Annotated in this window: 16 protein-coding genes; 9 read left to right on the forward strand and 7 right to left on the reverse strand. The window is 72.8% G+C overall.

From position 1 onward, the window contains the following. Complete coding sequence (locus AB0411_RS14410; RefSeq protein ID WP_366417598.1) at positions 1–1,632, reverse strand: carboxyl transferase domain-containing protein; 1,632 nt, start codon at positions 1,630–1,632, stop codon at positions 1–3. A gap of 135 nt (positions 1,633–1,767) precedes the next feature. On the opposite strand from AB0411_RS14410, the gene AB0411_RS14415 reads away from it, so the two are divergent. The 3 genes from AB0411_RS14415 to AB0411_RS14425 all read left to right on the forward strand — a co-directional run bounded on the left by AB0411_RS14415 (position 1,768) and on the right by AB0411_RS14425 (position 4,699). Next, the gene (locus AB0411_RS14415; RefSeq protein WP_366417599.1) at positions 1,768–2,424 is read left to right on the forward strand and encodes an SACE_7040 family transcriptional regulator; all 657 of its coding nucleotides are present in this window, start codon (positions 1,768–1,770) and stop codon (positions 2,422–2,424) included. 182 nt (positions 2,425–2,606) lie between these two features. After that, complete coding sequence (locus AB0411_RS14420; protein WP_366417600.1) at positions 2,607–3,764, forward strand: acyl-CoA dehydrogenase family protein; 1,158 nt, start codon at positions 2,607–2,609, stop codon at positions 3,762–3,764. Between the two features lie 20 nt (positions 3,765–3,784). Further along, the gene (locus AB0411_RS14425) at positions 3,785–4,699 is read left to right on the forward strand and encodes an acyl-CoA thioesterase (RefSeq protein ID WP_366417601.1); all 915 of its coding nucleotides are present in this window, start codon (positions 3,785–3,787) and stop codon (positions 4,697–4,699) included. A gap of 6 nt (positions 4,700–4,705) precedes the next feature. On the opposite strand, the gene AB0411_RS14430 is transcribed toward AB0411_RS14425, so the two are convergent. Next, the gene (locus AB0411_RS14430; RefSeq protein ID WP_366417811.1) at positions 4,706–5,452 is read right to left on the reverse strand and encodes a GntR family transcriptional regulator; all 747 of its coding nucleotides are present in this window, start codon (positions 5,450–5,452) and stop codon (positions 4,706–4,708) included. 55 nt (positions 5,453–5,507) lie between these two features. Between AB0411_RS14430 and AB0411_RS14435 the strand changes: the two genes are divergently transcribed. Both AB0411_RS14435 and AB0411_RS14440 read left to right on the forward strand, forming a co-directional pair. Beyond that, the gene (locus AB0411_RS14435) at positions 5,508–6,356 is read left to right on the forward strand and encodes a methyltransferase domain-containing protein (RefSeq protein ID WP_366417812.1); all 849 of its coding nucleotides are present in this window, start codon (positions 5,508–5,510) and stop codon (positions 6,354–6,356) included. 159 nt (positions 6,357–6,515) lie between these two features. Beyond that, entirely contained in the window at positions 6,516–6,827 is a 312-nt protein-coding gene (locus AB0411_RS14440) for a hypothetical protein (protein WP_366417813.1), read from the forward strand. Positions 6,828–6,982: 155 nt separating this feature from the next. Here the strand turns inward: AB0411_RS14440 and AB0411_RS14445 are convergent, their stop codons facing one another. Then, a complete protein-coding gene (locus tag AB0411_RS14445; RefSeq protein ID WP_366417602.1) occupies positions 6,983–7,780 on the reverse strand; it encodes a phosphatase in 798 nt (265 codons plus the stop codon). A 278-nt stretch (positions 7,781–8,058) separates the two neighbouring features. On the opposite strand from AB0411_RS14445, the gene speB reads away from it, so the two are divergent. Further along, positions 8,059–9,045: an agmatinase gene (speB, locus tag AB0411_RS14450; protein ID WP_260638870.1), complete on the forward strand. Its 987-nt coding sequence runs from the start codon at positions 8,059–8,061 to the stop codon at positions 9,043–9,045. A 182-nt stretch (positions 9,046–9,227) separates the two neighbouring features. Here speB and AB0411_RS14455 read toward each other — a convergent pair whose 3' ends face one another. Then, positions 9,228–10,991, reverse strand: a complete 1,764-nt coding sequence (locus AB0411_RS14455; RefSeq protein ID WP_366417603.1) for a helix-turn-helix domain-containing protein — start codon at positions 10,989–10,991, stop codon at positions 9,228–9,230. 209 nt (positions 10,992–11,200) lie between these two features. Between AB0411_RS14455 and AB0411_RS14460 the strand changes: the two genes are divergently transcribed. The 3 genes from AB0411_RS14460 (at position 11,201) to AB0411_RS14470 (ending at position 16,559) form a co-directional block, all read left to right on the forward strand. Continuing rightward, positions 11,201–12,850 carry a sodium:solute symporter gene (locus AB0411_RS14460; RefSeq protein WP_366417604.1) on the forward strand — a complete coding sequence of 550 codons (1,650 nt, stop codon included), beginning with the start codon at positions 11,201–11,203 and terminating at the stop codon, positions 12,848–12,850. A gap of 189 nt (positions 12,851–13,039) precedes the next feature. Beyond that, complete coding sequence (locus AB0411_RS14465) at positions 13,040–14,740, forward strand: thiamine pyrophosphate-binding protein (protein WP_366417605.1); 1,701 nt, start codon at positions 13,040–13,042, stop codon at positions 14,738–14,740. Between the two features lie 259 nt (positions 14,741–14,999). After that, positions 15,000–16,559, forward strand: a complete 1,560-nt coding sequence (locus AB0411_RS14470) for an IPT/TIG domain-containing protein (RefSeq protein WP_366417606.1) — start codon at positions 15,000–15,002, stop codon at positions 16,557–16,559. Positions 16,560–16,667: 108 nt separating this feature from the next. On the opposite strand, the gene AB0411_RS14475 is transcribed toward AB0411_RS14470, so the two are convergent. From AB0411_RS14475 to AB0411_RS14485, 3 genes are read right to left on the reverse strand one after another with little or no spacing between them, the layout of a single operon-like run. Next, a complete protein-coding gene (locus AB0411_RS14475; RefSeq protein ID WP_366417607.1) occupies positions 16,668–17,342 on the reverse strand; it encodes a TetR/AcrR family transcriptional regulator in 675 nt (224 codons plus the stop codon). A 2-nt stretch (positions 17,343–17,344) separates the two neighbouring features. Beyond that, positions 17,345–19,465 carry a YhgE/Pip domain-containing protein gene (locus tag AB0411_RS14480; RefSeq protein WP_366417608.1) on the reverse strand — a complete coding sequence of 707 codons (2,121 nt, stop codon included), beginning with the start codon at positions 19,463–19,465 and terminating at the stop codon, positions 17,345–17,347. Further along, positions 19,437–20,291, reverse strand: coding sequence for an ATP-binding cassette domain-containing protein (locus tag AB0411_RS14485; protein ID WP_366417609.1), 855 nt, complete (start codon positions 20,289–20,291; stop codon positions 19,437–19,439). Before AB0411_RS14485 ends, AB0411_RS14480 begins: the two co-directional genes overlap by 29 nt. Between the last annotated feature and the right edge of the window lie 83 nt (positions 20,292–20,374).

Consider the following 20,374-nt stretch of genomic DNA (forward strand, 5'->3'; position numbering starts at 1 on the left):
TCACATCCGGAAGACGCCGTAGCCGGGCGCGGTGCGGTCCTTCTCGGGCAGCGGGGCGTTGGCGCAGGCGGTCAGCGCCAGCCCCAGCACCTGCCGGGTCTCCAGCGGGTCGATCACGCCGTCGTCCCACAGCCGCGCGGTCGCGTAGTAGGCGTTGCCCTGGGTCTCGTACTGCTCGCGGACCGGCGCCTTGAAGGCGGCCTCCTCCTCGGCGCTCCACTGTTCGCCGTGCGCCTCCAGCTGGTCGCGCTTGACGGTGGCGAGGACGGAGGCGGCCTGTTCGCCGCCCATCACCGAGATCTTGGCGTTCGGCCACATCCACAGGAAGCGGGGCGAGTAGGCCCGGCCGCACATGGAGTAGTTGCCCGCCCCGTAGGAGCCGCCGATGACGACCGTCAGCTTGGGCACGCGGGTGCAGGCCACCGCCGTCACCATCTTCGCGCCGTGCTTGGCGATGCCGCCGGCCTCGTAGGAGCGGCCCACCATGAAGCCCGAGATGTTCTGCAGGAACAGCAGCGGGATGCCGCGCTGGTCGCACAGCTCGATGAAGTGGGCGCCCTTCTGGGCGGATTCGGAGAACAGGATGCCGTTGTTGGCGACGATGCCGACCGGGTGGCCGTGGAGGTGCGCGAAGCCGGTGACCAGCGTCGTGCCGTACTCCGCCTTGAACTCGGCGAAGCGCGAGCCGTCCACCAGCCGGGCGATCACCTCGCGGACGTCGTAGGGCGTACGGGAGTCGGCGGGCACCATGCCGTAGAGCCCGGCCGGGTCGGCCTTGGGCTCCTCGACGGTCCGCACGCTCCACGGGAGCGGCTCGCGCTCGCCGAGCGTGCCGACGATGGTGCGCACCAGGCGCAGGGCGTGCGCGTCGTCCTCGGCGAGGTGGTCGGTGACCCCGGAGGTCCTGGAGTGCACCTCGCCGCCGCCCAGCTCCTCGGCGGTGACGACCTCGCCGGTGGCGGCCTTCACCAGCGGCGGCCCGCCCAGGAAGATCGTCCCCTGGTTGCGGACGATCACGGCCTCGTCGCTCATCGCCGGGACGTACGCGCCGCCCGCCGTGCAGGAGCCGAGGACCGCGGCGATCTGCGGAATCCCCGCACCCGACATCCGCGCCTGGTTGTAGAAGATCCGCCCGAAGTGCTCCCGGTCGGGGAAGACCTCGTCCTGCATCGGCAGGAAGGCGCCGCCGGAGTCCACGAGATACAGGCAGGGCAGCCGGTTCTCCAGGGCGATCTCCTGCGCCCGCAGGTGCTTCTTGACCGTCATCGGGTAGTAGGTGCCGCCCTTGACCGTGGCGTCGTTGGCGACGATCACCGTCTCGCGGCCGGAGACCCGGCCGATGCCGGCGATCACGCCCGCGGCCGGCGCGGCCCCGCCGTACATCCCGTCCGCGGCCAGCGGCGCCAGCTCCAGGAACGGCGAGCCCGGGTCCAGCAGGGCGTCCACCCGGTCGCGCGGCAGCAGCTTGCCGCGCGCGGTGTGCCGCGCCCTGGCCTTCTCGCCGCCGCCCAGCCGGGCCGCGGCGAGCTTCTCGCGCAGCTCGGCGGCCAGCTCGCGGTGCGCGGCCTCATTGGCCCGCCAGGAGTCGGACGCCGGATCGGCGGTACTCCCCAGCACCGGTGCCTGCTCCATCAGTACGAGCCCCCTTGCTCGGTCGACTGTCCCGGTGCCGCGGTCCGCGGCTGCCGGGCCATCCGGGTTAATGGGCGTTAACCACATGTGGCTTCAGGTTAACGAGCACTAACCCGGCTGTCTACAATCGACGGCATGAGTAATGCGCAGGCCCCCGCCCCGACCAGCCGCCGCGAGCAGATCCTCAAGGAGGCCGCCCGGCTCTTCGCGGAGCGCGGCTTCCACGGCGTCGGCGTGGACGAGATAGGGGCGGCCGTGGGCATCTCGGGCCCGGGCCTCTACCGGCACTTCGCCGGCAAGGACGCGATGCTCGCCGAACTGCTCGTCGGCATCAGCGAGCGGCTGCTGGAGGGCGGCCGGATGCGGGTGGCGGAGGGCGGCGAGAGCCCCGAGGCGGTGCTGGACGCGCTGATCGACGGCCATATCGACTTCGCGCTGGACGACCGGCCGCTGATCACCCTGCACGACCGGGAGCTGGACCGGCTGCGGGAGGCCGACCGCAAGCGGGTCCGCCAGCTCCAGCGGCAGTACGTCGAGCTGTGGGTGGCGGTGGTCCGCCGGGTCCACCCGGTCCCCTCCGAGTCCCGGGCCCGCGCCGCGGTGCACGCCGTCTTCGGCCTGCTCAACTCCACCCCGCACCTCGGCCGGCCGGGCGCCCTGCCGGGCCGCACGGAGATGGCGGAGCTGCTGCACCGGCTGGCGCTGGGGGCCTTCGGCGCGGTGGCCGGGGAGCCCGCGGGCGGGGAACCGGCGGCGGGGGAGTCGATCGCGGTGGGTGTGCCGGGGGCGTAGCGCGTACGGGGCGGGGCGCGGCGCGTACCGCAGGGACGGGTGGCGCGTACGGGGCGGGTGTGTGGCGTGGCCCACCGGTTCCGTTCGCCTCTGGACAGCCTTAGTGACTGGCCGGTAGCTTTCGCTTCAGAGGAAGCTGAGCAAGCGCTTAGCCAGACGCGGCGGTCTAAGGAGGCCATGGCATGCGCCGTACGGTGTTCAACGAGGATCACGAGGCGTTCCGGGAGACCCTGCGGGCCTTCATCGAGGCCGAGGTCGTGCCGGTGTACGACGAGTGGTTCGCCGCGGGCCAGGCGCCGCGCGACTTCTACTACAAGCTCGCCGAGCTGGGCATATTCGGCATCCGCGTGGACGAGGAGTTCGGCGGCGCGGGCATCGACTCGTACAAGTTCGAGGCCGTGATGTACGAGGAGACCGCCCGCGCGGGTGTCTCCTTCGGCGGCTCCGGCGTCCATGTGCTGCTCGGTCTGCCGTACATCAAGATGCTCGCCACCGACGAGCAGAAGAAGCGCTTCCTGCCGAAGTTCGTCTCCGGTGAGGAGATGTGGGCCCTCGCGATGACCGAGCCGGGCACCGGCTCCGACCTCGCGGGCATGAAGACCACCGCGAAGCTCTCCGAGGACGGCACGCACTACGTCCTCAACGGCGCCAAGACCTTCATCACCGGCGGCGTGCACGCCGACCGCGTCATCGTCTGCGCCCGCACCGCCGCGCCGAAGGAGGACGACCGCCGCTTCGGCATCTCCCTCTTCGCCGTCGACACCAAGAGCGAGGGCTACTCCGTCGGCCGCAAGCTGGACAAGCTCGGCCTGAAGACCTCCGACACCGCCGAACTGGCCTTCGTCGACGTCAAGGTCCCGGTCGAGGACCTGCTGGGCGAGGAGAACAAGGGCTTCTCCTACCTGGGCCTGAACCTCGCCTCGGAGCGCTGGGGCATCGCCTTCGGCGCCTACGCGCAGGCCGCGGCGGCCGTCCGGTTCGCCAAGGAGTACGTGCAGGAGCGCACGATCTTCGGCAAGACCGTCGCCTCCTTCCAGAACACCAAGTTCGAGCTGGCCGCCTGCCAGGCCGAGGTGGACGCCGCGCAGGCCGTCGCCGACCGCACCCTGGAGGCCCTGGACGCGGGCGAGCTGTCCCCGGCCGAGGCCGCGAGCGCCAAGCTGTTCTGCACCGAGGTCGCCCACCGTGTGATCGACAAGTGCCTCCAGCTGCACGGCGGCTACGGCTACATGAACGAGTACCCGATCGCCCGCCTCTACGCCGACAACCGCGTCAACCGCATCTACGGCGGCACCAGCGAGGTCATGAAGTCCATCATCGCCAAGTCCATGGGCCTCTAGGCCGTAAGGGCACCGTGCACGTGAACGACGCACTGAGGTCGCTGCTCGATCTGCTCGCCCTGGAGCGGATCGAGCAGGACATCTTCCGCGGTGAGAGCCGCGCCTCGGTCGTGCCCCGGGTCTTCGGCGGCCAGGTCGCCGCCCAGGCCCTGGTCGCGGCCGGCCGCACGGTCCCCGCCGACCGGCCGCCGCACTCCCTGCACGCGTACTTCCTGCGTGCGGGAGACCCCGGTGCCCCCATCGTCTACACCGTCGACCGGATCCGCGACGGCCGGTCCTTCACCACCCGGCGGGTCGTCGCCGTCCAGCACGGTCAGCCGATCTTCCACCTCTCGGCCTCCTTCCAGGTCCACGAGGAGGGCCTGGAACACCAGGAGCCGATGCCGCCGGCACCGGATCCGCTGACCCTGCCCACCCCGGCCGAGATCCTGCCGCGGCACGCCGGCCGGTACCTCACCCCGGCCGTCGCCGACCGGCTGCTGGAGGCCCGGGCCGCGATCGACCTGCGGTACGTCGACGAGCCGCCCTACGCCACCGTCGGCGAGGTGCGCGAGCCCCGCTCCCAGGTCTGGTTCCGCACCAACGGCGACCTGGACAAGGCCCTCGCGGACGGCGCCGACTGCGGCGACACCGTCACCCGCCCCCTGCTCGACATCTGCCTGGTCACCTACGTCTCCGACATGACCCTGCTGGACTCGATCCTGCTCGCCCACGGCCGCGGCGGCTGGGCGGTCGGCGACGTGGTCGGCGCCAGCCTCGACCACGCGATGTGGTTCCACCGCCCGCTGCGCGCCGACGACTGGCTCCTCTACGACCAGGAGTCGCCCACTGCCCAGGCGGGGCGCGGGCTGGGGAAGGGGCGGATCTTCACCTCCGACGGTCAATTGGCGGTTTCGGTGATCCAGGAGGGGGTCATCCGGGTGCCGCGGGGTTAGGGTCCCTCACTCCGGCGTGAACTCGTACTGGAGTTCATGGAGATGGCCCGCTTTGACCATGATGGTGGCCTCGATGGGCCGCTCGCCGTCGCTGTAGACGACTCGCAGGGTCCGGAGGACGGGCAGGTTACCGGGAAGGCGGAGGGCCTCGTACTGCTCCTGAGTGGGCACCCGGGCGGAGACCCGGTCGACGCTGAGGCGGGGCGGGTAACCCAGCTCGGCCAGGAGAGTCGGCGTACCGCCCTTGATCCTGCGGCGTTCCGTCATCGCGGTACCACGGGCGAGGTCCAGCGGGTAGTAGGACTTGACCAGTTCGACCGGCTCGTCGTCGATGAAGAGGATCTGGCGGCGGAGCAGCGCTGTGCCACCGTCCGGGAGGCCCAGGGCCTCTGCGGCGTCACTGGGCGGCGTGACCTCGGTGACCTCCAGCAGCTCGCTGTGCGCCCGACCGCCGCGCTTCGTCGCCTCGGCAAGCCAGCGGTACTGCTCGCCGGCGCCGGCCGGTGCCACGAACGAAGCGGGGCGCATGGTCTGCTGCCGGTGTTCCCGTACAGTCACCGCCGCTCCGGCGCGACCCACGACCAGGCGTTCGTCCTTGAGCAGCTGGAGCGCTTTCTGCACGGTGGCGCCGGAGGCGTCGAACCGTTCCTTGAGATGCGTCGTGGAGGGCAGCTTCGCGCCCGGTTCAAGGTCGCCCGCGTATGCGAACGTTCCGCTCGTCACCCAATGGGACGACGGACGGCATACGGGCAGCGAGTCCGGGACCGTGCCGACCAGTTCGGCGAGTATGCCGTCGGTCGTGGCCGCGATGCTGCGCGACCTGGACGTGAGCGACGGAACGCGGGTGCTCGAAATCGGCACCGGCACGGGATGGAACGCCGGGCTCCTTGCTCACCGGCTGGGGAGCGGGAACGTGGTCAGTGTCGAGATCGACGAGGCAGTTACCGGTCGGGCCCGGGGAGCGTTGCTGCGCGCCGGCCTTCACCCCAGGGCAGTCCACGGGGACGGCGGGGACGGGTGGCCGGACGGGGCACCGTATGACCGGGTGATGGTGACGGCAGGGGTGCGAGCTGCTTCGCCGCGCTGGCTGGAGCAGTCACGGCCGGGCGCGGTCATCCTTGCCCCCTGGGGCACCCACTACAGCGACCAGGACGCACTTGTCCGGTTGACCGTGGAGGAGGACGGCTCCGCGTCGGGTCCGTTCCTGCGCATGGTCGAGTTCATGAAGCTGCGGGACCAGCGCTTGGACTGGAACCGGTTCAGGGAGCACGTCCCGGATTTCCCCGGCGACGCCGACGTTTCCCTTACGACGGTTGCTCTGCCGGACCTGGGGGACCGCTACGAGCCCGCACGGTTCGTCATGGGGCTGTGCGTGCCCGGCTGTGCCCACGTCGTCAACAGGTCGGACAGCGGAACCGCGAAGGCGTGGTTCTTCGACCTGACGAGCCGGTCATGGGCCGCCACTGTTTTCCGCAAAGGCGAACCGGGGGCCACGGTCTACCAGTCGGGGCCGCGTCGCCTGTGGGACGAAGTGGAGGCGGCCCTCCGATGGTGGGCCGGCCGGGGCGAGCCGGGCCACACCCGGTTCGGTCTCACCGTCACCGCGGAGGGGCAGCGGGTGTGGCTGGACGACCCGGCCGACTCCTGGGCCATCTGAGGAACGGGACCGACTCTCATGTCGCGTGCTTGCCGGTGCAGCGCCACGACGACGGGCGGCCTGCTGCCACGTGTATTGCGTTGTGCGCCCAGGAATGCGGCCCATAAGGTCACCGGCATGTCATTGCGTCTTCGTATGCGTCAAGCACTGCCCGAAGCCATGCGCGCCCGTGACAAGGCTGCGGTGAGTGCCCTGCGTGCCACGCTTGGCGCGCTGGACAACGCGGAGGCGGTGCCGGTGGACGAGGCCGGGCTCCGGGGGGTGGCTCTTGAGCATGCGCCGGTGGGCGCCGGTGCCACCGAAGCGGCGCGGCGTGAGCTGAGTGAGCGCGGTGTGGTGGACGTCGTACGTGCCGAGGCTGCCGAACGGCTGGAGGCCGCGGCGCAGTTGACCGCACCAGCGCATGCTGACCGCGCCGCGCGGCTGCGCGCGGAGGCTGCCGTGCTGCTTCGGTTCCTTGAGGCTCCTTGAGGGCCCGGTGTCTCCCAGGAGCCGCCTGGGGACTCTCCGGGGACTGCCCAGGAGCCGCCTGCGGGCTCTCTGGGGACCGCTTAGGACCCACGAAGGAACCACGAAAGACCCGCAAAGGACCGCCCAGGGCACGGCGCCGTCCCGGCCCCGCTCGCTCAGGCAAGCCCCGCCGCGTCCAGCAGATAGGCGGTCAGCGGGTCGTAGTGGCGCGGGCTCAGGACGTGGTCGTCCAGGGGGATCGTCACCTGGAGGGTGCCCTCGGATTCGGCGAGGAAGAGGGCCGGGTCGTTGCAGTCGGCGAAGCCCACCGCGTCGATGCCGCGCTGGCCGGCGCAGCCCGCCCAGCCGTGGTCGGCCACCACCAGGTCCGGCAGCGGGCGGCCCTCGCGCTCCAGGCCGTCCAGGACGGCGGCCATCGGCTCGGGGGAGTGGGTGTGCCACAGGGTCGCGCCGCGCTCCAGCATCGCCACGTCGGCGAACTGGAAGACCATGCCGTCGTCCGCCCGCAGCCCGTCCGGGATGACGACGATCTCGCAGCCCGCCGCGCGCAGCGCCTCGGCCGTCGCCCGGTGCACATCGAGCAGTCCGCCCGGGTGGCCGGTCGCGAACAGCACCCGCTGCCCGTCGGCGGCCGCCTTGCGCAGCACCGCGGCCGCCCGGTCCAGCGCGTCCACGGTCAGCTCGGGGTCGATGGTGTCCTGCCCCTGCCGGTGGTGCGGGTCGTCGATGACCCCGCAGCGCTCCGCCATCACGGCCAGCACATCCTGCTCGTCCGTCCAGCGGTCGCCGAACTCCAGGCCGAACCAGTAGTGGCGCTCGCCGTTGGCGAGTCTGCGGTAGTGGGAGAGGTTGTTCTCGCGGGGAGTGGCGACCTCACCGGCGATCCGGGTCCGTACGAGGTGGTCGACGAGTTCGGCGCGGGAAGGGGCGGCGGCTGCGGAGGCTATCGGCATAGCGCCCATTGTGCCCGTACGCCTCTTCCGGGGCGGTGGAGTCCCGCAGCCCGGACACCGGGGTGCGGATGCCGGAGCGGGGGCACCGCGTTGCGGACGGCGGGGTGGGCGGCGGAGGGGAGCCTCCGGTCGCTGCCCGGTCTCTGCCGGGGCGCTGCCGGGGCGGCTGCTCCGGCCGCCGGCCCGAGGGCGGTCGCTGGCCGAAATGTCGAACGGGCCGGCCGGCGTCTCCGGAAATGTCCATGTGCCCCGGGCGCCGTCCTCCCTACGCTCGCCTCATGACCACCGCAGCCAGCGCATCCAACGAGCCCGTGGGCCCCGTCGACTCCTCCCGCATCCCGCGGTACGCCGGGCCCGCGACCTTCGCCCGACTGCCCCGCCTCGACGAGGTCGGCGGCCGGGCCGATGTGGCCGTCGTCGGTGTCCCCTTCGACACCGGTGTCTCCTACCGCCCCGGCGCCCGCTTCGGCGGCAACGCCATCCGTGAGGCGTCCCGCCTCCTGCGCCCCTACAACCCGGCCCAGGACGCGTCCCCGTTCGCGCTGGCGCAGGTCGCCGACGCGGGCGACATCGCCGCCAACCCGTTCAACATCAACGAGGCCGTGGAGACGGTCGAGGCCGCGGCGGACGACCTGCTGGCCTCCGGCGCCCGCATGATGACCCTGGGCGGCGACCACACCATCGCCCTCCCGCTCCTCCGCTCGGTCGCCAAGAAGCACGGCCCGGTCGCGCTGCTGCACTTCGACGCCCACCTGGACACCTGGGACACCTACTTCGGCGCCGAGTACACCCACGGCACCCCGTTCCGCCGCGCCGTCGAGGAGGGCATCCTCGACACCTCCGCGCTGTCCCACGTCGGCACCCGCGGCCCGCTCTACGGCAAGAAGGACCTCGACGAGGACGAGAAGATGGGCTTCGGCATCGTCACCTCGGCGGATGTCATGCGCCGCGGGGTGGACGAGGTCGCCGACCAGCTCCGCCAGCGCATCGGCGACCGTCCGCTGTACATCTCCATCGACATCGACGTCCTGGACCCGGCGCACGCCCCCGGCACCGGCACCCCCGAGGCCGGCGGCCTCACCTCCCGCGAGCTGCTGGAGATCGTGCGCGGGCTGTCGTCCTGCAACCTGGTCTCGGCGGACGTCGTCGAGGTCGCCCCGGCGTACGACCACGCGGAGATCACCTGCGTGGCCGCCTCCCACACCGCGTACGAGCTGACGACGATCATGTCGCGGCAGATCGCGGCGGCCCGTCAGGGGCAGTAGGCCGCGGACCGGAGGTGCCGCGGGGCCCGGTCCCCGCGGCACCGGCCGCATCGGGTGGATGACGCTCGGCCCGCCACGCAGGGGTGGCGGACCGGGCGTTTGCCTTCTGGGCGGTTGCGCCGGGGTCGGTGCCGGTGCGGCCCGGGTGCCCCACTCCCCCTCCGGCCCCCGTCCCGTCGCCCTCAGTCCGGTACGGAGCCGCTGCCGCGGTCCAGTGCGCGCAGCGCGAACCACAGCTCCATGCGGACGTCGGGGTCGTCCAGGTCGGTGTCGAGGAGGCCGGCGATACGGGTGACGCGCTGGCGGACGGTGTTGCGGTGGATGCCGAGTGCGGTCGCGGTGCGGTCCCAACTGCCGTGCAGGGAGAGCCAGTTGTGGAGGGTGGTGAGGAGGGCGGGGGAGTCGGCCAGCGGGGCCAGCAGGGCCTGGGCGTGTTGCCGGGCGTCGGTGGGGGCGACGAGGGAGGTGATGCTGTGGGGGCCGGGGGCGCGGTGGCGTACCAGGGCGGCGTGGCCCGCGAGGGCGCGGCGCAGGGCGGAGGCGGCATGGCGGTCGGCGGCCGGCAGTTCCGCGACCGGGGCGGGCTCGCTGATGCCGAGCGTCCAGCCGGGGTGCGCGGTGATCTCCTGGCCGGCCGGGACCAGGGCGCGCAGGGCGGGGACGGAGCCGGGGGCGGTGCCCGCCCCGGTGCGGGAGCCGGGGGACGGCTCGGTGCCGGAGGGCGTCGCGGTGCCGGGGGATCTCTTGGCGCCCGGGGGTGGCGTCCTGCCGTCGGAGGGTGTCCCGGTGGCCGTGGCCGGTGTGGTGGCGGTGTCCGGCGCGACGAGCGGGGTGCCCAGGGCGGCGGCCAGTGAGGCCGCCGACTCGGTGGTGTCGCGGCGGCGTTCGGCGTGGACGACGGTCCAGAGGGGAGAGCCGAGGAGCGGGGCGACCTCGGCCGGGCGGGCGCCGAGGAGCAGCCGGACCAGCGCCGCGGCGTGCCCGGCGGCGACCGGGCCCTGCTCGGTGGCCGGGCCGGTGATCAGCGAGAGGAGCACGGCGGCGACGCCCGCGATGGTGTGCGCGGGCGGGTCGTGCGGATCCGCGGCGACCACCAGGGCCCGCGCCCGGCTGCCGCGGGCGCGCCCCGTCAGGGCGTAGGCGGACAGGGAGGTGCCGGGGAGGGTGTCGGTCGCCGAGGACGGGCCGCCCGCGCCGACGACCTGCGCGAGACGGCCGGCCGCGGCCCGGACGGCGGCGTCGGGGCGCGGGCCGGCGGAGCCGTGCTCCGCGCCGTCCGGGGCGAGCAGGGCCGTCCAGCCGTGCACATGGCGGGCCAGGGCGCGCAGCACGGCGGTGGCGGGGCCGGGGCGGGCGGCGGCCGCGGCCAGCGCCCGCTGGGCCTCGCTGAGGCGGGTCAGCTCGCGGTGCCGGGCCTGGGTGACCGCCTGCCACACGGCGCTCTCGACGGCGGTGAACGGGGTGCCCGCCGGGACCTCGACGAGCGGCAGGCCGTGCCGGTCGCAGGCCGCCACCAGGGCCTGGGGGACGGTGTCGTGCACCGGCGCGATCCCGAAGCCGAGGGCGGCGGCACCGGCCGCGACCGTACGGGCGGCGTAGCCGTCGAGGTACGCGTCGAGAGCGGGGTGGTCGAGGGCGGGACCCGGTGCGGCGGTGGCCGCCGGGGCGCCCGTACCTGCTGCCCCTGTCCCGCCCGCGTCCGCGGTGCCCGCCGTCCCCGTCGCGCCCGCCCCCCTCGTCACCTCGGCCAGATGCAGTCCCGCCGTCAGCAGCATCTCGCCGCCCAGGAGGTACGGGACCGGGTCGGCCATCTCGGAGGTGTGCACCCAGTGGATCGCGACGCCCTCGCGGGGGCCGGCGAGCTGGCGCAGGCCCAGGTCCGTACGGGCGAGGAGGGCCGCGAGCGGCACCGGTGGGGTGGACGGCGGCGGCAGAGGGGGTGGCATGTGCGGACCATCCACATCGGGGAGTGGTGAATGGAGGAAACGTACACTTCAGCGTCGCCTTCGCGCCTCCTAGGGTCAACCCCCGAGGCGCGGCGCCCGGACGGGACCCCCGCTCGCCGGGCGCCCGCCGCCTCACCCCGTACACCCTCGCCCCGCACCCCCCACATCCCCTCGCATTTCCCCCTCGGCGCAGTTGGAAGGGATGGCCCATGGCTGTCGACTATGCGGTGATCGTGCTCTATTTGGCCGGAATGCTCGCCATGGGCTGGTGGGGGATGCGGCGCGCCAAGTCCAAGAGCGACTTCCTGGTCGCGGGCCGCCGCCTGGGCCCCGTCATGTACTCGGGCACCATGGCCGCGATCGTCCTCGGCGGCGCCTCGACCATCGGCGGCGTGGGGCTCGGCTACCAGTACGGCCTGTCCGGCGCCTGGATGGTCTTCACCATCGGCCTGGGGCTGCTGGCGCTGAGCGTCTTCTTCTCGGCGCGGATCGCCCGGCTGAAGGTCTACACGGTCTCCGAGATGCTGGACCTGCGCTACGGCGGCTCCGCCGGGATCATCTCCGGCGTGGTGATGTGGGCGTACACGCTGATGCTGGCGGTGACCTCGACCATCGCCTACGCGACCATCTTCGACGTGCTCTTCGGCATGGACCGCACGCTGTCGATCGTCCTCGGCGGGGCGATCGTCGTCGCGTACTCCACGCTCGGCGGGATGTGGTCGATCACCCTCACCGACATGGTCCAGTTCGTCGTCAAGACGATCGGTGTGCTGCTGCTCCTGCTGCCCATCGCCGTGATCAAGGCGGGCGGCTTCGCCGAGATGAAGGCGCAGCTGCCGCACGACTACTTCGCGCCGCTCGGCATCGGCGGGCAGACGGTCTTCACCTACGTCCTGATCTACTCCTTCGGCATGCTGATCGGGCAGGACATCTGGCAGCGGGTGTTCACCGCGCGCGGCGACAAGGTGGCGCGCCTCGGCGGCACCGCGGCCGGTACGTACTGCCTGGCCTACGCGCTGGCCGGCGCGGTCATCGGCACCGCGGCCAAGGTGCTCTACCCGCACCTGGGCAGCCCGGACGACGCCTTCGCGACGATCGTCAAGGACGCGCTGCCGGTGGGCGTGCGGGGGCTGGTGCTGGCGGCGGCGCTGTCCGCGGTGATGTCCACGTCCTCGGGCGCGCTGATCGCCTGTGCCACGGTCGCCAACAACGACATCTGGTCCCGGGTGAAGGGCGCCGTCGCGCTGCGGCGGCGCACCGCCGCGGGCGGGGCCGGCGACGGCGGGGCGGAGCCCGGCACGGAGCAGGCCGGGGACGGTGACGGGGCCGGGGCGCACGACGAGGTGCGCGGCAACCGCGTCTTCATCCTCCTCATGGGCCTCGCGGTCATCGTCATCGCGATCGCGCTCAACAATGTCGTCGAGGCGCTCACCCTCGCCTACAACGTCCTGGTCGGCGGCCTGTTGGTGCCCATCCTCGGCGGGCTGCTGTGGAAGCGGGGCACCGCCGCCGGCGCGCTCGCCTCGGTCGCGGTCGGCGGACTGACCGTCGTCGGCCTGATGGTCTCGCTCGGCGTCCTCGCCAACGAGCCGATCTACTACGGGCTGATCACCTCGCTCGTGGCGTATGTGGTGGTCAGCCTGTGCACCAGGCCCACGGATCCGGCGGTGCTGGACGCCTGGCGGGCGCGGCTGGCCGGCCGTGCGGACGGCGGCGGTGCGGACGGCGACCCGGGAGCCGGGGCGTCCTCCGGCGCGGCGGCCGGCGCGCCGGCCGCACCGGACGACGAGCCGGAGGGGGACACGGCCGGGGCGGTGGCGCTGGCACTGAAGCTCCCCTTCGCCGCCCGACGGGCCTGACCCCCGCGGTCCGACGGGCCCGGCCCTCCGCACTCCGGCCGGCCCGGCCCGTCCCGGCCCGCGACTCCCCCCCGTCCCGCACGTCCTCGTCCGCTCGTGAGTCCGTACGTCCCCGACGCCCTCGTCCGCCCGCAGACCCCTGCAACCCGCACGCCCCCGTCCGTCCGGCAAGGAAGGCAGTACGCATCCATGAGCACCACCACCCCCACGCCCCCGCAGCACCGGCGCAACGGCGGTGACCTGGTCGTCGAGTCGCTGGCCGCGCTCGGTGCCGGGACCGTCTTCGGGCTGCCGGGGCAGCATGCGCTCGGGGTGTTCGACGCGCTGCGCCGCTCGGCGCTGCGCTACGTCGGGCTGCGGGTGGAGAACAACGCGGGCTTCGCCGCCGACGCCTACGCCAGGGCCACGCACGGGGTCGCGCCGCTGCTGGTCTCCACCGGCCCCGGCGCGCTGATGACGCTGGCCGCGCTGCAGGAGGCGGCGGCCGGCTCGGCGGCCGTACTGGCCATCGGCAGTCAGGTCCCGCTGGCCGGGATGGGCGGCGGACGCCACGGCTACCTCCATGAACTCACCGATCAGAGCGCCTCGTTCCGGGGCGTGGTCAAGTCCGTCCACACGGCGCGTACGGCCTCGCAGATCCCCTCGGCGGTGGCCGCCGCCTGGGAGTCGGCGCTGAGCACCCCGCACGGGCCGGTGTGGCTGGAGATCCCGCAGGACGTGCTGCTGGCCGAGGCCGATGTGCCGCCGGTGACCGAACTGACCGCCAGGCCGAAGGAGTTGCTGCCGCGGCCCGAGCTGATCGCGGCGGCGGCGACCCGGCTGACCGAGGCCCGCCGGCCGGTCATCCTGGCGGGCGGCGGGGTCGTACGGGCCCGGGCCGAGGCGGAGCTGCTGGCGCTGGCCGAGCAGTTGGGGGCGCCGGTGGCCACCACCTTCGGCGGCAAGGGCGCCTTCCCGTGGGAGCACCCGCTGTCCCTCCAGTCCTGGCTGGAGGACCGCTACACCACGACCTTCCTGGAGGACGCGGACACCCTGCTGGTCGTCGGCTCGGGGCTGGGGGAACTCTCCTCGAACTACCACACGTTCCGGCCGCTGGGCCGGGTCGTCCAGATCGAGGCGGACCTCGGCAAGCTGGAGTCGAACCACGCCGCGCTGGGCATCCACGCGGACGCGCGGGCGGCGCTGGCCGCGTTGGTCAAGGAGGTGGGGGAGCGGGAACCCCGGGATGCCGGCCGGACCTGGGACGCCGGCCGGACCGGGGGCGTGGGCGCGCCGACACCCGAGGCGGCGGTGTCCGACCTGCTGGTGCGGGTCCGCGACCGGATCGCCGGGCAGCACCTGGACCTGGAGCAGCAGGTGCTGGCCTCGGTGCGGGAGGCGCTGCCCGACGGTGCGGTCAGCTGCTGGGACATGACGATCCTCGCCTACTGGGCGTGGTCCGCCTTCGATCCGCGGCGCACCAACGCGCTGCATTCGGCCCAGGGCGCCGGCGGACTGGGCTACGGCTTCCCGGCGGCGCTGGGCGCGGCCGTCGCCGATCCGGAGCGGCCGGTGCTGGCGGTGTCCGGCGACGGCGGCGCGATGTACTCGATCGCCGAACTGGCCACCGCCCGGCAGTACGACCTGCCGGTGACCTGGCTCATCGTGGACGACGGCGGCTACGGCATCCTGCGCGAGTACATGACCGACGCGTTCGGCGCGGCCACCGCCACCGAGCTCGCCCGGCCGGACTTCGTGGCGCTGGCCGAGTCGTTCGGCGTCCCCGCGGTCCGTACGGACCCGGAGCGGCTCCGTACGGACCTGGCGGCGGCGCTCGCGGCACCGGGGCCCTCGGTCGTCGTGCTCCCGGCCCACCTGCGGATGTTCGCGCCGACGCACCAGGGCTCCTGACGACACACGACCGCAACACCCGCGGACCGCGGGAGGTTTCACCGCTTCAACCGGTGGGCAGTACGCTCCTACCGAACCAAACGGGCTGCCCATCCCTCCTCGGGGTGCGCAGCCCGTCGTGTTGTGGTGATCTGCGGTCTGTGGCCATGGCGGTGGCTGTGCTGTGGCTCGTGGTGCCCCGGACAGGGATCGCCGGACCTGTGCCGCTCCCCGCGCGGGACGTGCCAGGCCCGGGGTGGCCCCGACCTAAGGGGTCCCCATGAGTACCAGCGTTCAGTCACCGTCGCAGGAGCTGCTGCAGACGTCTCTCCTCTCCGGCCAGGTGGCGTCGGCTGCCATGGCGGGGGAGGTGGGCGGGCCGGCGGCGATGCACGTCTTCCTGGCGACCACGACCATCCCCGTCGGCACCAACCCGGTCGGGCTGGCGTTCATCCCCAACGGTGACCTCTACGTCACCAACTCCGGCTCGAACAACGTGCAGACCATCGACACCGCCACGGACACCGTCATCGGCGCCGCGATCCCCACCGGCACCACGCCGGTCTGGCTGACCGTCGCCCCCAACGGCAACGCCTACGTCCCCAACAACGTCTCCAACACCGTGACGGTGATCGACACCGCCACCAGCACCGTCCTCACCACGATCGCCCTCAGCGGCGGCCCCGCCGGGGCGGCGGTCATCCCCAGCGGCAACGTCTACGTCAGCCGCTTCACGGCGAACAGCGTGCAGGAGATCGACACCGCCACCAACACCGCCGTCGGGGCCGCGATCCCCACCGGCAGCGGCCCCGTCGGGATCGCGGTCGCCCCCAACGGCAAGGCCTACGTCGCCAACCGCAACGCCAACAACGTCACCGTGATCGACACCGCCACCGCCACCGTCCTCACCACGATCCCCGTCGGCAGCGGCCCGAACTTCGTGGCCATCGCCCCCAACGGCAACGCCTACGTGGCCAACGTCAACTCCAGCAACGTGACGGTGATCAACACCGTCTCGGACACCGTCGTCGGTGCCCCGATCCCCGTCGGCACCAACCCGTGGGGCATCACGGCCGGCGCAGACGGCCACGTCTACACCGCCAACCGCGGCTCCAACGACGTCACGGTGATCGACAGTGTCACCAACATGGTCATCGGCGCCCCGATCCCCGTCGGCAGCCAGCCCATCGCCCTGGTGGTCGCTCCCAACAACAAGGTCTACGTCACCAACATCGCCGGGGCCAACGTCAGCGTCATCCAGTTCGACCCGACGATCACCAGCATCACCCCCAACAGCGGGCCCATCGCGGGCGGCACGCCGGTGACGATCACCGGCACCAACCTGACCGGGGCGAGTGTCACCATCGGCGGCAACCCCGCCACCGGCGTGACGGTCAATGCCACCGGTACGCAGCTCACGGCGATCACCCCGCCCGGGGCGGCAGGTCCCGCGGACGTCACCGTCACCACGCCCGGCGGCAGCGCCACGCTGGTGGGCGGCTTCACCTACCTGCTGCCCGTCCACGCCACCTCGCTGACGGCGACCCCGGCGCTGACGAAGCTGTTCCCGCCGCACGTGTACTTCCCGTTCCTGACGGCCACCCTGACCGACCAGGTCACCGGCCTTCCGGTGCCGGGCCAGCCGATCCTCTTCAAGGCCGGCAGCAACGTCCTGGGCATCGCCAACACCGACGCCCAGGGCGTCGCCCGGGTGAACGAGACGCTCACCCTGACCCTCATCCTCCTCAACCACGGCTATGAGGTCAGCTTCGCCGGCGCGGTCACCCCGACGGCCATCCTGTCCCCGTCCAGCGCGACGGCCGGCGTCGTCGAACCCTGACCTCCCGTCCGGCCACCGGCCGGCGAACAGCAGGCGTGACACCGGCCTGGTCGTGGGCAACTGTCCACGGCCAGGCCGGTGTTCGTGCAGCAGCGGCGCTGCCGGGGGCTAGGGGGTGTCTCTCTCTCGCCCGGCAGCACCCACGCGTCCCTGCAGCAGCCGTGACAGGGCCGCGTGCACCTCCTCGACCGAGCGGTCCGGCTGGAAGGACTGCCAGTCCAGGGCGGCGACCAGGACCATGCCCAGGAGGGCGGAGGCGGTGAGCGGGATGTCGAGCTCGTCGGAGAGCTCACCGGTCTCCACGGCCTCGCGCAGGACGGCCTCGACGACGGACTGGGCGCGGCCCCGTACGGAGGTGAGGGTGGCGCGCCAGGTGCGGTTGGTGCGCCACAGCTCGGCGACGTAGAGCTGGATGAGGGCGGGGGAGCAGGCGATGAAGTCCAGGCCCGCGCGGATCATGGCGTCCAGGGCGTCGACCCGGGTGCCGCCGCGGGCCGCCGTGCTGTCTGCGGCCCGGCGCAGCGAGTCGGCGAGCAGGTCGATGCCGTCCCGCAGCAGCTCCTCGTAGAGGACGTTCTTGCTGGCGAAGTTGTAGTAGACGGTGCCCTTGGCGACGCCGGCACGGTCGGCGATCTCGTCGACGGTGGTGGCGGAGAAGCCCTGTTCCGCGATGAGGGTCACGGCCGCGTCGAAGAGCCGGCGGCGCGTCGAGGTGCGGCGGGTGACGGGGGAGGCCCCCGGGGCGGTGCCGTTGCCGGCACCGCCCCGGGACCCCTGGGACACGCTCACAGGCTGAGTTCCGGGTGCAGGTCCTTCATCCGTACGACCTGCCGGCTGCGCGCCGCGAGGGCGGTGAGCGCCAGCGCGCCGAGGGTGAAGGCCACGAGGACCCCGCAGCCCTGCTGGACGATGGCCAGGTCGCCGCCGGTGATCAGCCGGCGCAGGCCGTCGACCACGTAACTCATCGGCAGGAACGGGTGGATGGCACCGAAGAACCCGGGGCTGGTCTGCACCGGGTAGGTGCCGCCCGCCGAGGTCAGCTGGAGCATCAGCACGACCAGGGTCAGCACCCGGCCGGCCGGGCCGAAGAACGCGCCCAGCAGCTGGATGATGGCGGTGAAGCAGGCCGTGGCCAGCAGCAGGAAGCCGACGGTCCCGGCCGTGCGGGCCATCTCCAGGCCGAGGCCCCAGTGGAGGACGGCCATCAGGGCCAGCACCTGCACCACGCCGATGGCGTAGGCCGGCAGCCAGGAGCCGAGGGCGATCCGCCAGCCCGGTGCGCCCGCGGCCAGCGCGCGCTTGCCCAGCGGCTGGAGCAGCATGAACGCGACCATCGCGCCGACCCACAGGGAGAGCGGGATGAAGTACGGCGCCAGGCCGGTGCCGTAGTTGGGCGCCTTGTGCATCGACTTGGCGGCCAGGTCGACCGGGTCGGCCATCACCTCGGTGCGGGCGTCGCGGTCCTTCTTGTTGTAGTCCGGGATCTTGGCGACGCCGTCGTGCAGGCCGTCGGCCAGCTGGTTGGTGCCGTCCTTGAGCTTGAAGAGGCCACCGGTGAGCTTGTCGGCACCGTCCTCGGCGCTGCCGACGCCGCTGTGGACCTGGCCGGCCCCGTCGGCGACCTTGCCCGCGCCGTCGGCGAGGCTGCCGATGCCGTCCGCGAACAGGCCCGCGCCCTCGGAGACCTTGTGGGCCCCGGCGTTGAGCGCGTTGATCTGGCGGATCGCGGTGTCCGCGCGCTGCCCGATGCCCGGTGCCTGCTCGGCGACCATCTCCGCGCCCTGGTGGATCTCGCGCAGCTTGGCCCGCAGGTGCCCGAAGTCCGCCCCGGAGGCGGCGTCGTCCGCCTTCTGGGCCGCGTCGGCGGCCGCCTTGGTGCCGTCCGCGACCGCCTTCAGGTCGGTGCAGTTCGGGTCGGTGTCCAGCAGTCCGCCGCAGCGGTCCTGGTAGACGTCCGCGGCCTTGTCGGCGCTCTTGCGGGTCTCGGAGGCGGCCTTGGCGGTTTCGCCGGGCACGGTGTCGAGGACGTCGCCGATGGTCTCGGTGGCGTCGGCGACGAACTGCGCGCCCCGGCCGATCTCCTTGCCGTGCTCGCGCAGGAAGGGCAGATCCTTCTTGGCGAGGCCGTGGACCTTCTCGGCGAGCTGCTGGGTGCCGTCGGCGACCCGGCCCGCACCCTCGCGCAGCTCCCGGGCCTTGGCGACGGCCGTGGTGGCGCCCTTGCTCAGGTCACCGGCGCCCTTGCTGACCTTGCCGGCACCCTCGTGGAGCTTGCCGAGGCCGTCGGCGAGGTCCCCGGAGCCCTTCTTGGCCTTGCCGACGCCCTGGTCGACCTTCCCGGCCCCGTCCGCCGCCTCGGCGGTCTTGTCGTGCAGGTCGGAGAACGAGATGAAGATCTTGTCGAGCATGGCCCGCGCGGAGGTGGCCGAGGTCTTGGCGCGCACCTCGGAGAAGACCGTCTTGGAGATCGAGCCGACGACGTAGTTGTTGGCGTCGTTCGTACGGACCTTGAGCGCGCCGGTCTGCGGGGTCTTCCCGGAGCTGGAGACGATCCGCTTGCTGAAGTCCTCGGGGACGGTCAGCGAGAGGTAGTACGTGCCGTTCTCGACGCCCTTGGCGGCGTCCGCGGAGCTGACGTCCTCCCAGTGGAACTTCTTGCTGTCCTTGAGGTTCTCGGCCAGGTCGTCGCCCGCGTGGATCTTCTTGCCGTCGGAGGTGGCGCCCCGGTCGTCGTTGACGAGGGCCACCGGGATCTTGTCCAGGCGGCTGTAGGGGTCCCAGAAGGAGCACAGGTACAGGGCCCCGTAGAGCAGGGGGATCAGCATCAGGGCGATCAGGCCCAGTCGGGGCAGCTTGCCCCTGCTGAAACGCCTGAGCTCAAGCGCGGCCAGTCTTGGCGAACGCATGCGCCGCTTCCTCCTCGGTGGTGTCGGGCTCGTCCTGCTCGGTGGTGCGGGGCTCGTCCTGGGCGGGGGCGGGCTCGTCCCCGGTGGCGGTGGACTCGTCCTCGGCGGCGGGGGCCGCGGCGTGGGTGTCCTTCCGCGCGGTGCGGACGAGCAGTGCGTCTGCGGGGGCGTCGCTGCCGGCCGCCACGACGGTGGTGCCCTCCCGGGTGATCTCCCGCAGCATCTGCCAGGCCTCGGCGCGCTCGGCCTCGGAGAGCTTGAGGTCGACGTCGTCGACGGCCAGCAGCCGCGGGCCGTGCATCATCCCGAGCGCGACGGAGAGGCGCAGCGCCTCGATCCGCTCCAGGTCGCGCACGGCCGTCCGCAGCCCCTTGGGCAGGGTGTCCGGGTCGAGCCGGACGGCGGCGAGCGCGGCGTCGATCCGGGCCCGGGTGGCCTCCTTCTGGCGCCTGCTCCAGGGGAGCCACGCGCCGAGGCCCTGGAAACGGTGGCCCAGCAGGGCCTGTTCCCTGAGGTGTTCGCCGACCGTGAGGGCCGGTTCGAGGTCGACGACGCCCGGGACGTGGGCGATGGCGGTGCGGCTGCGCACCGTGCCCATCCGCTGGGGCAGCGGGAGTCCGGCGACCGTCGCCGTGCCCTCGGTGATCCGCATCCGGCCGGTGAGGGCCAGCAGCAGACAGGTGCGGCCGGAGCCGGAGGACCCCTGCACCGCGATCAGGGTGCCCGGTTCGGCGGAGACGTCGATGCCCCGGAAGGCCCACCCTCTCGGGCCCTCCACTCCGATCCCCCTGGCGTCGACCGCCGCCCCCTGGCGGGTGGTGTTCACAAACACCCCTCCCCTTTTGATCTGACTGGTCAGTCTAAAAGTGTGCCGCATGCGGGGCCTTCTTGACCAATCGGGGTGCCCGG

It is taken from the genome of Streptomyces angustmyceticus (assembly GCF_040701845.1).
Classification (GTDB): domain Bacteria; phylum Actinomycetota; class Actinomycetes; order Streptomycetales; family Streptomycetaceae; genus Streptomyces; species Streptomyces angustmyceticus_A.